Annotated in this window: 11 protein-coding genes; 6 read left to right on the top strand and 5 right to left on the bottom strand. The window is 41.7% G+C overall.

From position 1 onward, the window contains the following. Genes ahcY through MTTB_RS07100 form a run of 3 tightly spaced genes read left to right on the top strand, consistent with a single transcriptional unit; the run spans window position 1 to window position 3872 of the window. Complete coding sequence (gene ahcY / locus MTTB_RS07110; protein WP_248564312.1) at window positions 1-1254, top strand: adenosylhomocysteinase; 1254 nt, start codon at window positions 1-3, stop codon at window positions 1252-1254. Next, window positions 1236-1862: a DUF2119 family protein gene (locus MTTB_RS07105; RefSeq protein ID WP_345894002.1), complete on the top strand. Its 627-nt coding sequence runs from the start codon at window positions 1236-1238 to the stop codon at window positions 1860-1862. Before ahcY ends, MTTB_RS07105 begins: the two co-directional genes overlap by 19 nt. Window positions 1863-1877: 15 nt before the next feature. Beyond that, window positions 1878-3872 (top strand): IGHMBP2 family helicase, encoded by a 1995-nt coding sequence (locus tag MTTB_RS07100; protein ID WP_428343365.1) that lies wholly within the window; start codon window positions 1878-1880, stop codon window positions 3870-3872. Here the strand turns inward: MTTB_RS07100 and fen are convergent. From fen to cyaB, 5 genes are read right to left on the bottom strand one after another with little or no spacing between them, the layout of a single operon-like run. Next, a complete protein-coding gene (fen, locus tag MTTB_RS07095; protein WP_248564310.1) occupies window positions 3841-4827 on the bottom strand; it encodes a flap endonuclease-1 in 987 nt (328 codons plus the stop codon). The genes MTTB_RS07100 and fen overlap by 32 nt on opposite strands. Before the next feature lie 28 nt (window positions 4828-4855). Beyond that, window positions 4856-5389, bottom strand: coding sequence for a chorismate--pyruvate lyase family protein (locus MTTB_RS07090; RefSeq protein ID WP_248564309.1), 534 nt, complete (start codon window positions 5387-5389; stop codon window positions 4856-4858). A gap of 16 nt (window positions 5390-5405) precedes the next feature. Continuing rightward, window positions 5406-6665, bottom strand: coding sequence for a homoaconitase large subunit (gene hacA, locus MTTB_RS07085; protein ID WP_248564308.1), 1260 nt, complete (start codon window positions 6663-6665; stop codon window positions 5406-5408). A gap of 9 nt (window positions 6666-6674) precedes the next feature. Further along, window positions 6675-7850 carry a homocitrate synthase family protein gene (locus MTTB_RS07080; RefSeq protein WP_248564307.1) on the bottom strand — a complete coding sequence of 392 codons (1176 nt, stop codon included), beginning with the start codon at window positions 7848-7850 and terminating at the stop codon, window positions 6675-6677. Between the two features lie 32 nt (window positions 7851-7882). After that, a complete protein-coding gene (gene cyaB, locus MTTB_RS07075; RefSeq protein ID WP_248564306.1) occupies window positions 7883-8401 on the bottom strand; it encodes a class IV adenylate cyclase in 519 nt (172 codons plus the stop codon). 220 nt (window positions 8402-8621) lie between these two features. Here cyaB and MTTB_RS07070 point away from each other — a divergent pair, with 220 nt between their 5' ends. From MTTB_RS07070 to topA, 3 genes are all read left to right on the top strand, one after another. Next, window positions 8622-9167, top strand: coding sequence for a TATA-box-binding protein (locus tag MTTB_RS07070; RefSeq protein WP_248564305.1), 546 nt, complete (start codon window positions 8622-8624; stop codon window positions 9165-9167). An 11-nt stretch (window positions 9168-9178) separates the two neighbouring features. Continuing rightward, window positions 9179-10642 carry a phosphoserine phosphatase SerB gene (gene serB, locus MTTB_RS07065; RefSeq protein WP_248564304.1) on the top strand — a complete coding sequence of 488 codons (1464 nt, stop codon included), beginning with the start codon at window positions 9179-9181 and terminating at the stop codon, window positions 10640-10642. Window positions 10643-11358: 716 nt separating this feature from the next. Then, window positions 11359-13497 (top strand): DNA topoisomerase I, encoded by a 2139-nt coding sequence (gene topA, locus MTTB_RS07060; protein WP_248564303.1) that lies wholly within the window; start codon window positions 11359-11361, stop codon window positions 13495-13497. Window positions 13498-13520: the final 23 nt, after the last annotated feature.

Raw genomic sequence — 13520 nt, 5'->3', positions numbered from 1 at the left:
ATGCCATATAATGTAAGGGACATTTCATTAGCCCCCCAGGGGGAGGAGAAAATAGAATGGGTTCAAAGGCACATGCCAGTCCTTGAACATATAAAAAGAGAATTCGAAGAAAAAAAACCATTCAAGGGGATTACAATAGCCTCATGTTTGCACTTGGAGCCAAAAACCATCAACCTTGGATTAACTTTAATGGCTGGAGGGGCTGAAGTCGCGATGACAGGCTGCAATCCACTTTCAACCCAAGACGATGCTGCGGCGGCAGGAGCATCCCTCGGCCTCAACATTTATGGTTGGCGTGGTGAAACAACACAGGAATATTATGAGAATATTCATCGCGTACTCGACCATGAACCAGACATCCTAATAGATGATGGAGCTGATATGATATTCCTCGCCCATAGAGAAAGGCCTGAAATATTGGATAAGATAAGGGGGGCGTGTGAAGAGACCACTACTGGCATACACCGTCTCAGGGCCATGGCAGAGGATGGTGCGCTACGATTCCCTGTTATGGCTGTTAATGACGCTTATACAAAGTATCTTTTCGATAATAGGTATGGTACTGGCCAGTCGACACTTGATTCTATAATGGGCGCAACCAACATGTTAATAGCTGGTAAGACTGTTGTCATTTGTGGTTATGGGTGGTGTGGTCGTGGCATCGCTATGAGAGCTGATGGTCTCGGGGCTAACGTTATCATAACTGAGGTGGATCCTATAAGGGCCCTTGAGGCTAGGATGGATGGTTTCAGGGTTATGAAGGTTAATGAGGCTGTTAGACATGCTGATATACTTATAACAGCCACTGGGAATATTGATGTTGTCTCCCTGGAGGATTTTAAGAAGATGAAGGATGGTTGTATAATGGCTAATGCCGGCCATTTTAATGTGGAGATAAACCGTGATGATCTTCTGAGCCTCTCGGTTAATAATAGGATTATTAGAGAGGATATTGAAGAGTTCATATTGGAGGATGGTAGAAGGTTGTATCTCCTTGCTGAGGGTAGATTAGTTAACCTGGCATCTACTAGGGGACAGGGACACCCTGCGGAGATAATGGATATGAGTTTTTCACTCCAGGCACTTTCTGCGCAACATCTTCTAAGCGTGGATTATGAACCTGGGGTTTATAAATCCCCTGATGAGATCGATTTGAAGGTTGCAAGGTTGAAACTAGAATCTATGAATATAGAGATAGATGAATTAACACCTAGACAAGTGGAATATTTGAGTAATTGGCAGGAAGGGACATGAGTTTCTTCAGGCTGATAGAAAAGGGGGATGAGCCGAGAAGATTATTTGTAGGGGGCTTGCATGGAAGGGAGGGTCTTACAACAATAAAAGCCCTCAGGCTATTGAGTTTTGAGGATGTGAAGGATGGTAAACTTATAATCTATAATTGCGATCCGACATTTTACCTCAGCACATTGGAAAGGTCATATTATAATACAAGACAGGGAAGGGAGATAATCTCATTAATAGAATATTATAGGCCATCCATTTATGTTGAAGCACACTGTTACAAGGATTATAGGGGACTTATAGACCCGGATCGTAAAAGGAAGATGGGGGTACCGCCCCTTATTGAATTGGAAAATGGTGTTCTAATAGGCTCGGTATCCCCTCATATAAGGACTAGCTTTTTTAAACGGGCTGATGTTTGCATCACCCTTGAAATGCCATGCATCCACGATAAAATAGACACTGAAGCCCTTGAAACCTATACCAATATTTTAAAGGTCATAGCTTCGATAAAAGACCGTCCAGAGTTGGAGGAAAAACTTGCAAAAAGATACCCTGAACAGGTTGAAACTGCAAGAAGATATGCTATAGAATTTTTCGGAGATTATCCACCATTCTAAGTGCGTGTGGGGGGTTTGCAGATCAAAGTCAAAGAATATGTGAAAAGATTATTAGAACTTGTGGAAATGGAGAGAAAAGCCGAGATCGAGGCCATGATCTCGGAGATAAGGCGTTTATCGGCTTCAAAGCGTGAAAAGATAGGTAGGGCTATTAACAACCTTGATGGGAAGGTCCTTGGCAGGGAACTTGGATTCACCCTGGTCAAGTATGGTAGGAAAAAACCCATCGAAACCGAGATAAGCGTCGGGGATCTTGTACTTATAAGTAGGGGTAACCCGCTTAGAAGCGACCTTACAGGTACCGTGGCCCAGAAGGGTGGCAGATTCATAATCGTGGCCCTGGAAAGGGTGCCAAGGTGGGCTTTGAAAAATGTTAGAATCGACTTATATGCTAATGACATCACATTCCAACGGATGGAGGATAATCTGAAAAAACTTAACAGGAACACTTATAATGTATTAGAGTTCCTCCTAGGGAAGAGGAAGCCCACAAAGGTTAGGAGGGTGGAATTCGAATTAGAAGATGAGAATCTTAACAACTCCCAGAGGGAGGCGATATCAAGGGCATTAGCCTCTAAGGATTTTTTCCTGATCCACGGCCCCTTTGGCACGGGTAAGACAAGAACACTCATCGAACTCATACTCCAGGAGGTTAAAAGAGGTGGGAAATTGCTCGTAACAGCGGAGAGTAACATGGCCGTGGACAATATCCTAGAGGGATTGGATGGGAAAGTTGAATGTGTGAGACTTGGACATCCACAGAGGGTTTCAAGGGAAAACATAGAAAAAAGCCTAGCCTATAAGGTGGAGAATCATCCAGATTATGAGAAGATCTCTGAACTGGAGGAAAAAGTCCAAGAGGTGATAGGGGAAAGGGAGAAATATCATAAGCCCACACCAGCCCTTAGGAGGGGTTTAAGCGACCGTCAGATACTGGCAAATGCTATGAAAAGGAGGGGTAGCAGGGGAATATCACCAAATGTCATGATTTCAATGGCAAAATGGATAAAAGCCAACAGGAGGATAGATAGATTATACCAGATGATGGAGGATATAGAAAATAATATAGTGGCAGATATACTAGAGGAGACCCCTGTTATACTTTCAACTAATTCATCAGCAGCCCTTGAATACCTTGATGGTGTCAGTTTCGATCTTATAGTGGTGGATGAGGCTTCCCAGGCCACTATACCGAGTATTCTCATCCCCCTTTCGCGTGGTGGAAGATTCGTCTTGGCGGGTGATCATAAACAGTTGCCTCCAACTATTTTGAATCAGGATGCTGTTGAATTGGAGAAGACGCTATTTGAAGAATTGATAAGATTGTACCCGTACAAGGCGTACATGTTGGATGTTCAGTATCGTATGAACCCTCAGTTGATGGAATTCCCTAACATGGAGTTTTATGATAATAGAATAAAGGCAGCGCCTGGCCTAGAGGATTTCACTATAGAGGATCTTGTAGATGATACTAGTTGTGGGTGGGAGCTTGGAAGGGAACTTCTAGACCCTGGGAAGCCTCTGCTTTTCATTGACACCGCTGATATGGAGGGCAAGTTTGAGAGGAGGGTTAAGGGGTCGCCTTCGCTCCAGAATCAGTTAGAGGCTGATCTTGCGGTTATAGTATCTAATTTTTTTATTAGAAGGGGTGTTAAACCTTCTGATATTGGTATTATAACACCCTATGATGATCAGGTGGATCTTATATCGTCTCATGCTAAGGTGGAGGTTAACACTGTTGATGGTTATCAGGGTCGTGAAAAGGAGATTATAATAATATCCATGGTGAGGAGTAACAAGGAGGGTAGAATAGGCTTTCTCAGTGATTTAAGACGTCTTAATGTTTCACTTACAAGGGCGAGGAGAAAACTTGTGATTATAGGCGATTCGGATACTCTCCAGGCGCACCCATCCTATAGGAGGCTTATCAGGTATTCTATTGGTAGGGGCTTCTATTATAGGCTTGGGGTGGAATCGGTTAGAACCAGTCTGTCAAACTTTTCTGGATAGATTTTTCAACTTGCATTTTCTTTATGGCATTTCGCACTCTTTCTTCTGAGAATCCGTGCTCGTGGCAGAGGAATTCTATAATACCCTCCTTGTCGGGGCTCTTCCATGAGAGCTTGTAGTCGTCTGTAACCTCTGGGTTGAGGAAAATTTCCCTTAAAGTTTCGGGTTCTTCGTCTAATTCTTCGCCTAGATCTTCTAGTACATTGTAGATGTTACCTTTTTCTTTTATCAGTTTGAGGGCGCTTTTTGGTCCTATCCCTTTTATTCCCTTGTTGAAGTCTGTGCCTATGAGTAGTGCCATGTCGACTAATTGTTCTCTGGTGATCTTTAATTTTTTCAGGATTGTTTCTAATTCTAGGAGTTCTAGTTCGTGTGCTCTGCCGGTGACGGCGAGGTTTCTGATGATTCGTGGAGCCCCGAATAATAGGCAGTCGTAGTCTTGTGAGGCGACCGCCCATGCGTCACCTTTCTGGACGATGTGGGATGCTTGGGCTTCGCCTTCTGCTGGTGCTTCAACGAATGGGACTCCCATCAGGTCTAGAAGTTTTTTTGAAGTGGATATTATCTCAGGGGATATCCTGGCGGATCTTACAGCATATTTTCTGGCTTCTTCGATTTCTCCTTCTCTGAGGGCTTCCTTCCATTTTTTTTCGGCTTCAACTCTTACAGATTTCCTTTTTGTGATTGTTTCCATTTTTAAATGTGGGCTTTTACCATCGAATACGTAGACTACTTTTATGCCCTTTTCTATGATTGCTGAGGTTCTGTAGAGTATGCCGCTGAGATGTGATGTTATTCTGCCTTTTCTGTCCATTAGGGGTGTTCCATCCTTCTGCCTTATACTGGAGAGGAACTGGTATATGGTGTTTGGGGCGTCGATTGCTATAATGCGCCCATTCAAGTCCTCGATTTTTATCTTAGAGGCGTATATTATATCCTTGAGTTTAACACCCATATTTATAACCTCAAGGGTTTCAAAAATCCTATTTTTTGAAGTATGTGATGGGGAATGTTTCTTTTATCCTTATTAGGATTTTGTCTTTGTGTATGATGTTGTATGTGCGTGTTAACATTAATGAGTCGGTGTTGAATATTTTTTTGAGTTCTCTTGTAGGTTCTTGGATGTCTATTTTTTCCACTTCTCTTCTTGATTCGATGTTATGTTTGCGGAGTATTTTCCCGATTGGTATGTCTGCCCTTATCAGATCTTCTTTAAAATCGTTGTTTAATCTTGCGAGGGGGATGTATGATATCGCGTGTATGAGGGGTTCTTTGTTACCAATTAAGACTATTCTGTAGTTTATTTTTTCTCCAGCGGCTATGTCAAGTTTTTCAGCGATTTCTTCGCTGGCTTCTCTAAACTCTTGTACTAGGGTTTTTATATTCACTTTCCCGAATATGACGTCGAGTATTCTTGTAACTGAACCATCTGTTGCTAGTAGTATCTTTTGGGTGTTTGAAAGAGGGCCTATTACTCTTTCAAGTCTTTTGATTTCCTCCACAACATCTATATCCATTCCATATCCCCTTCTATTATTCTGGTATGGATATTTCGCCTTTGATGGCTGACTGGGCTACTATTATGGGGTTTGCGAGGTAGACTTTTGATTTGGGGTCTCCCATGCGCCCTTGGAAGTTCCTGTTACTGGTGGATATGCAAACTTCTCCGGGGCCTAGGACTCCCATGTGGGCTCCGAGGCATGGGCCGCAGCCTGGGTTGCATACTATTGCCCCCGCGTCTATGAAGATTTTTATTAGGCCTTTTTTCAGGGCTTTAAGGTAGATTTCTGAGGATGCTGGGACTATTATCATCCTCACGTCCTCGTGTATTTTTTCATCTTTCAGTATCTCCGCCGCCATTTTAAGGTCTTTGAATCTCCCATTTGTGCAAGAACCTAGGAATGCTTCATCTATATGCGTCCCGAGGACACTTTTGGCATCTTTGACGTTGTCAACTGAGTTTGGACATGCTATTTGTGGTTCAAGATCGTCTATGTTAAAGTAGAATTCTTCGTGGTAATCATGATTGGGATCTGGTGTGTAGATTTTGAATTTCCCGTTGGGGAGTCTTTTTTTAAGGTATTCTATGGTGGCCTTGTTGGGTTCTATTATCCCGTTTTTGGCCCCCATTTCTACTGTCATGTTGCAGATGGTCATTCTCTCCGGGACGCTGAGTCCTTTAATGGTTTCTCCTGTGAATTCGATGGATTTGTAGGTTGCCCCGTCGACTCCGAGTTTTCCTATGATGTGTAATATGAGGTCTTTGGCTGTTACATTTTCTTGGAATCTGCCCTCGACTTCTATTTTCATCGACTCTGGGACTCTTAGCCATGTTTTGCCGGTGGCGAATATCATGGCCATGTCAGTGGCGCCCATTCCAGTGGCGAATGCTCCGAATGCCCCGTAGGTGCATGTGTGTGAGTCGGCTCCTATTATGACGGTTCCAGGTTTTATGAATCCTTTTTCTGGGAGTACTTGGTGGCATATGCCTTCTCCGTGTTTGAAGATGTTTTCTATTTTCTGTTCTTTTGCGAATTCTCGTGTTATCTTTTGGAATTCAGCCGCTCCGATGTTGTTTGGTGGTATGTTGTGGTCGTAGACTATTACTATCTTTTTCGGGTTCCACACTCTTTTTTGTCCTGTTTTTTCGGCTATTTTTTTGAAGGTTTGGATTGTGGGCGGGCTTGTACCGTCGTGTGTCATTGCAAGGTCGACGTTGACTTGGATGATTTCGCCGGCTTGTACTTCTTTTTTACCCGCGGCTTTGGCTATTATTTTTTCGGTTATGTTCATGGGGGATCACTACATGTCTACTGGTCCTTTTACGGAACTTATGATTTCTTTAAATAGTTTATCATTTATGAATCTTCCTTTTTCTCGGGCTTTTTTAACTTCTTCCACTATTTTGCAGAGTTCGTCTCGTGTTACTTCTATCCCGTATTCTTTGAGTTTTGCTTTAACTGCTCTGCATCCTGAGTGTTTGCCTAGGACTATCTTTCTTTTGTGTCCTATAAGTTCGGGTAGGAATGGTTCATATGTTAGTGGTTCTTCTAGGACTGCGTCTACGTGTATTCCTGATTCGTGTCTGAAGACGTTTTTTCCTACTATTGGTTTGTTTTCTGGGACTTTCATGTGTGTGTATTTTTCCACGAGTTTGGATAGTTCGCAGAGTACTTTTATGTTGAATCCTAGGCCTATTCCATATAGGATTAGGAGGGCCATTATTAGTTCTTCTAGGGGTGTGTTCCCTGCTCTTTCACCTATCCCGTTGACTGTGGTGGATATTGCATCTGCTCCGGCTAGTAGGCCGGTGATCGAGTTCGCGACTGCGAGTCCGAAGTCGTTGTGGCAGTGTAGTGCTATTTCGGTGTTGAGGAATTTTTTGAGTTCTTTTACGAGGAATTGCATGCCCTGGGGTGTGATGGCGCCTACTGTGTCTGCTATGTGGATTCGGTCGGCTCCGTAGTCTTCGGCTTTTTTATAGATTTTTTTCAGGAAGTCTAGGTCGGTTCTTGTGGCGTCCTCGGCTGAGAATGCTACGAATATTCCATGGTCTTTGGCGTATTCTAGTGATTTCATGCAGATGTTTAGTGCTTGTTCTTTTGTTAGTTTTAGTTTGTGTTTGAGGTGTAGGTCTGATGTGGCTATGAAGGTGATTATCCCGTCTACGTCGCAGTCTATGGCCGTTTCTATGTCTTCTTTTTTTGTACGCGATAATGCGAGTATCTCGGCGTTTAGGCCTTCATTCGCGATCTTTTTAACCGATCTTCTTTCTTCTTCGGAGACTACTGGGAAGCCCGCTTCTATTTGGTGTATTCCTAGTTCGTCGAGTTTTCTTGCTATTGCTAGTTTTTCTTTTGTTCCTAGGCAGACTCCTGGTGTCTGTTCTCCGTCTCTTAGGGTGGTGTCATAGATTGTGATTTTTTCTGGGAATTTTAATTTTATTTTTTTGTTGAAGGGGCTTACGAAGTATTTCAAATGATCACCTAGATCCTTATGTGTGTGGGGTATCATTCTAGGAGTAGTTCGAGGTATGATTTTCTTTGGAATCCTTTTTGGATTCCTAGTTTTTTGTAGATTTTGTAGATTTTGTTGAGTATTTCAGCATAGTCTTCATTTTCTTTTATATCTTTTTCTATTTCGATGTAGGTTCCAAGGCCTTTGACTTTATCTATTGTGGCTTTGAAATCGTCTAGTTGGTATATTTCTCTTTCTTTCACTACTTTGTGTGCTTTTTTGAATCCTAGAGATTCTAGTATTCTTGTCATCTTCTTGGGGTTTGGGATTTCTGTTTCTATTTCTTGTCGGGTTTTGCTTTTTTCATCTATTTTAGGTCCTTTGTATGTTAGGAGGGCTTTCGTTGGCGTTTTTCTTATCCTTAGGGCTTCGTCTGTGATTTTGAAGTCTTTGTGGGGTGCGTTGAAGTATATGTCTTCTTGTTTTTCTGTTCTGATCTTCCGGGCTCCGATGGATTCGAGTTTCTCTTTTATGGTGGGGTCTGTTTTGGCTTTTACTTCCACTTCTATCAAGGATGTTCACCAGTCCTTCATGTGATTTTTTTATTAGTTTATGGGATATTTTATATATTATTATAATCTTTCATGGATTTGTTTGAAAAATTTTAAATCAGAGGATATAATAAAAAATTGGGATTTGGTAGTAATCAATTTTTAGTACTTATAATATTATATAATTTAGCGTTTATAAGAGTCCAATGTATACTTTCAACTTCACAGGGAGGTATAATAATTGAATGATATAGATATTAAAATAGAGAATATAGTAGCCTCTGCAACCCTTGGAAAATCCATAGACCTCACAAGAGTGTCAAAAGCGCTTAAAAACGTTGATTTTAACCGAGAACAGTTCCCGGGACTCGTATATAAGTTGAAGAATCCGAAGACAGCAGCCCTAATATTCGGCTCAGGTAAACTAGTATGTACCGGTGCAAAATCAATCGAAGATTCCAAAAGGGCCATAAAGATAACAGTAGATAAAATGAGGACAATGGATCCTGAAATCCCAGAGGATTTCGAGATCAAAATACAGAACATAGTAGCCTCAGCCAACCTGGGAAAACCACTCAACCTAGAAGCCGTGACCCTTGGCCTTGAAAACACCGAATACGAACCTGAACAGTTCCCGGGACTCGTATACCGTCTGGATGATCCTAAGGTTGTCCTTTTACTCTTCGGATCCGGTAAAGTTGTCTGCACAGGGGCTAAGAGTGCTGAGGATGCTAAGCTTGGCGTTGAAAGGACAAAAGCCCGCCTCGCTGAGTTGGATCTTATTTAATGGTGATATTATTGATTAAACTTGTAGTCTTCGACCTTGATAATGTTATAATAGACGCGGAAGCCATAGATGAAATCGGAAAACTAGTGGGAGTTGAGAAAAAGATAATGGAACTCACAAAAAGGGCCATGGAAGGGGAAATGGACTTCAAAGAATCAATAGAAGAAAGGGTGAAACTACTCAAAGGAGCCAAAGTGGATGATATAAAAAAATTGGCCCATAAACTCCCACTGATGAAAGGCGCCGAGGAAACCATCCAAGAGCTCAAGGAGAAAGGCTACAAGATCGCCACAATAACAGGCAGCTTTGATATTGTAGCGAATATAATAGGTAAAAGATTGAACCTAGATTATATAATCTGTAACAAACTACACCACAAAAATGGTCTTTTAACAGGGAAAGTTACCGGACCCCTTGTAGAAAAGACGAAATATGAGATCCTACAGGAACTATTAGAAGAGGAAGGTTTCAGTTTTGATGAGTGCGTCGCTGTAGGTGATGGTGCTAATGACATATCCATGATAGAATCTGCCAAGTTAGGCATAGCATTCAATGCCAAGCCAATAGTCAAAGAAAAAGCAGATGCCATAGTAGAGAAAAAGGACCTCAAGGAGATAATACCCTTCATAGAAGAACTTGAAGAAGCCGATGAGGCAAGCCTCGAGGAAGTCCTCGACAAAAAAAGGGAATACAAGGATAAACTTTCAGCCACACTAGAGGAAAGGGACGAATTCAACAGGAAGGCTAAAGAAAAAAAAGAGCTCCGAGACGAACTCAACAAGAAAGCTAAGGAAAACCTGGATTTAGCCCTCGAATTCAGGGATAAGAGAAATGAAATAAATAAGATGGTTGAAGAGAACAAAAGACTCAGAGAAGAAACCAATAAGAAGATCCGCAAGTTAAAATGGTCACCCACTGGGAGAAAACGTTTAAAATTGGAGAATGAGATCAAAAAAATCGATAAGATAATAGAGACACAAGTCCTAGACATGAAAAAAGAAAACGAACTAGTCAACAGGGCAAACGACCTCAGAAGAGAACTGGCAAAAATACAAGAAGATGAAAAAACACAAAAGAAAGCCCTTGAACTTAAAAAATTATCAGAAAAATACCATGAAAATGTTGTCGGACTCTCCAAAGAAGCCCAGGAATACCATGAAAAGATGATAGAACAATTCCAGAAAACAGACAGGATAAGGGCCAGGGCAGATGAAGCCCATAAAGAGTTCGTGAAATTCATGAAACTAGCATCAAAGAAACATGAAGAGTCAAAAAAGATCATAAAAAAGATAAAACAAGCGAACATTGAAATAAAGAGGATCAGATCAAGGATGGATAGGGTGGACACGGCCAAAACCCACAAAAGGAGGATGCTGGAAAAGAAAAAGGCAGAAAAAATATACAAATTATTCAAGGATGGTAAAAAGCTCACAAAAGACGAGCTATTACTCCTACAAAGATACAAGATAGTATAATGAAATGGGGGAAAGTAGGGGGACTTTCATCTGCCAGAGTAAAATTCGACAAAAAAAGAAGATTACAAGAGTAACATGGAAGATTGCAAAACCTTAACATTTTGTCGAAAAATATTTAAACATTAAAATATATTTTGTAGTTGCAGGGGAAACTTTGACATGGAGGTAAATTTAGACCCACACACCATAGCTTTTGAGCATGCTCATCTCTAGCGTATCCAAGCATTCCAAGTTCATGATCATAAAATAAGTAGTTCCTGAACTACAAAAAAAGAGAAGATTATCTTTTCCTATTTTGGTCGAAAGATTCTCAAAGGGAAAAAATAGCATCATGGTGAAAGACAATCAGGGTTAAGAAAGCAAGGATCAAAGCTCGAATTTCCAGGAGACTAATAAAATTGGAGAGGAAGCCAAGGTTTATTTAGTAACCAAACCTAGAAGATTCATATAACCTAAAAGTGGGGGACGGTAATTAACAGATACTTGACCAATGTTAAGATAGCAAGCCTTTCAAAATTATTGGATAAAGGTTCATGGAGTAGAATTGAACGCCGATTACCAATGGTCCCCTGGGGATGAGGAAAACGAGCCTTTGGGGGGTATAATCCCAGAGGGTATAGTCCAAACTCGCTAGGAGGATCTCGAACTGGGAATCTTCAGGGGTACCCCCATGGAGAGTGCGTGTCAAGGATTCCTAGATGTAGAACGTGATCATCATGGACGAAGTCATTATATGTGAAAAACCACGCTCATCAGAAAAAATAGCTAAGGCATTATTCCCAAAGGCAAAAAAGAAGAAATATAAGAAAACATACTATTGGGAATATCAGGGAGAAGATAAAAGAACCATAATCATACCAGCGGTAGGCCACCTTTACACCCTAAAGCCGAAAAATCCCAGTGATGAACTATTTTTCGACCTTGAGTGGGCTCCGATACCTGAAGTTGATAAAAAGAAACGTTATATCAAGAATTATATAGATGCTATTGATAGCTTGGCTAAAAATGCTGATAAATACTTTCATGCTTGTGATTATGACATAGAGGGGACTCTCATAGGCTATAATGTCCTCAAACACATCTGCGGGGAAGAGGCCCTCCAGAAGACTTTGAGGATGAAATTCTCCACACTAACAAAGAATGATATCATAAAAGCCTATGAGAACCCTATAGAACTCGATTATGGCCAGGTGGACAGTGGGATAGCCAGGCACGTGTTGGATTTCATCTTTGGAGTTAATATTTCCCGTTCGTTAATGAGATCGGTTAAAGAATCGACTAACAGGTTCATAAAACTTTCAGCTGGGAGAGTTCAAACCCCTGCTCTTTCTATATTAGTGGATAGGGAGAAGGCCATCCGAAAATTCAAACCAGAACCCTACTGGGTCATAAAAGCCATCCTAGAGGATGGTATAATAGCATTAAACCAGAGGGGTAGGATATTCCAGGAAAATGAAGTTGAAGGTGTGCTGGGAACATGTAAGGGGAAGGATGCCATTGTAGAAGAGGTTAAAATAAACATGATAACTCGGATGCCCCCAGCACCCTTCAATCTTGGGGGTCTTCAAGCGGAGGCATACAAGGTGTTCGGTTTAAGCCCGAAGAGGACCCAGAGCATCGCCCAAAACCTCTACCTTGAAGGTTATATTTCCTATCCGAGGACATCATCCCAGAAGCTTCCAAAAACCATAGGCTATGAGAAGATCCTCAAGGGACTCTCAGAGGATCCGCGGTTCCATGAGAAAATAGCGAAGTTAGAAAGGCCTCTAAAACCATATGAGGGCGAAAAAGAGGATGAGGCGCACCCGGCAATCCACCCCACAGGACTACTACCTGAAAAATTGGGAAAATATGAAAGGAAAGTCTATGAACTGATAGTATACCGGTTCATAAGCGCATTCGGTGGAAAAGCCCTCATAGAATCAATGAATACAAAACTGAATATAGGCGGGGAAATTTTTAAATTTTCAAGAAAGAGGGTTGCGAAGAAGGGTTGGATGGAACAATACCCCTACCAGAAAATAGAAGATGAAAAATTCCCAGAATTCGAAGAGGGGGAAAAAGTCCCAGTCAAGGAGATAATAGCAGAAGAAAATGAGACAAAACCGCCAGCAAGATATAATGAAGCTTCCCTCATAAAAGAGATGGAGAAGAGGGGTCTTGGGACCAAGTCAACAAGGGCGGATATAATCTCAATATTATATGATCGTAAATATATTGAGGGGAAAAAGATCCGGGTAACGCCACTTGGAGAAAATATAATAGACACCCTCAAAAGGTACTGTGAAAAGATAACCAGTGAGGAACTCACAAGACAATTCGAAGAAGAGCTCAAAAAGATAATGAAAGGGAAAACATCAAAGGATAAGGTTATCAAAAAGGCCGAAGAGGAGATCATATCAATAATAGAGGAGATAGAAAATAATAAAGAGGAAATAGGAAAACACCTCTACAAGGCCTACCAGAAGGGGCGCATAGTAGGTGAATGTCCAGAATGTGGAGGAAACCTGCTGATAAGATATTCTGGTAAGACCAAGAGCAGTTTTGTGGGCTGTTCAAGCTTCCCAGAATGTAGGATAGTATACCCCCTACCTAAGGGCGCTCGTATACTGAAAAGCAAATGCGAAAAATGCGGCCTCCCCCTGATATCCTATGGCAGGCCCCGGCAGAGGGCGTGCCTGGACCCAAAGTGTGGCAAGGGTGAAAAGGGGAAAATGGAGGTTGTTGGGAAGTGCCCGGAGTGTGGAAACGACCTCGTGAAACGTTCAGGGAGATATGGTGAATTTATAGGCTGTAAAGGGTTCCCAAAGTGTCGTTTCACAGCCTCACTGGAGGAGGTTAAGGGAAAAGGATAAAATATTTATAGATGGTAAGATAA

This window comes from Methanothermobacter tenebrarum (assembly GCF_023167465.1).
GTDB classification, from domain to species: domain Archaea; phylum Methanobacteriota; class Methanobacteria; order Methanobacteriales; family DSM-23052; genus Methanothermobacter_A; species Methanothermobacter_A tenebrarum.
This window is presented reverse-complemented; position numbering and strand designations above follow the sequence as displayed.

What these genes read in the sequence shown, in the direction of transcription:
- hacA (WP_248564308.1), bottom strand. Translation starts at nt 6,665, where the DNA reads ATGAACATAACCGAAAAAATAATAGCCAAAGCCGCGGGTAAAAAAGAA.
- fen (WP_248564310.1), bottom strand. Translation starts at nt 4,827, where the DNA reads ATGGGTGTTAAACTCAAGGATATAATATACGCCTCTAAGATAAAAATC.
- MTTB_RS07090 (WP_248564309.1), bottom strand. Translation starts at nt 5,389, where the DNA reads ATGGATATAGATGTTGTGGAGGAAATCAAAAGACTTGAAAGAGTAATA.
- topA (WP_248564303.1), top strand. Translation starts at nt 11,359, where the DNA reads ATGGACGAAGTCATTATATGTGAAAAACCACGCTCATCAGAAAAAATA.
- ahcY (WP_248564312.1), top strand. Translation starts at nt 1, where the DNA reads ATGCCATATAATGTAAGGGACATTTCATTAGCCCCCCAGGGGGAGGAG.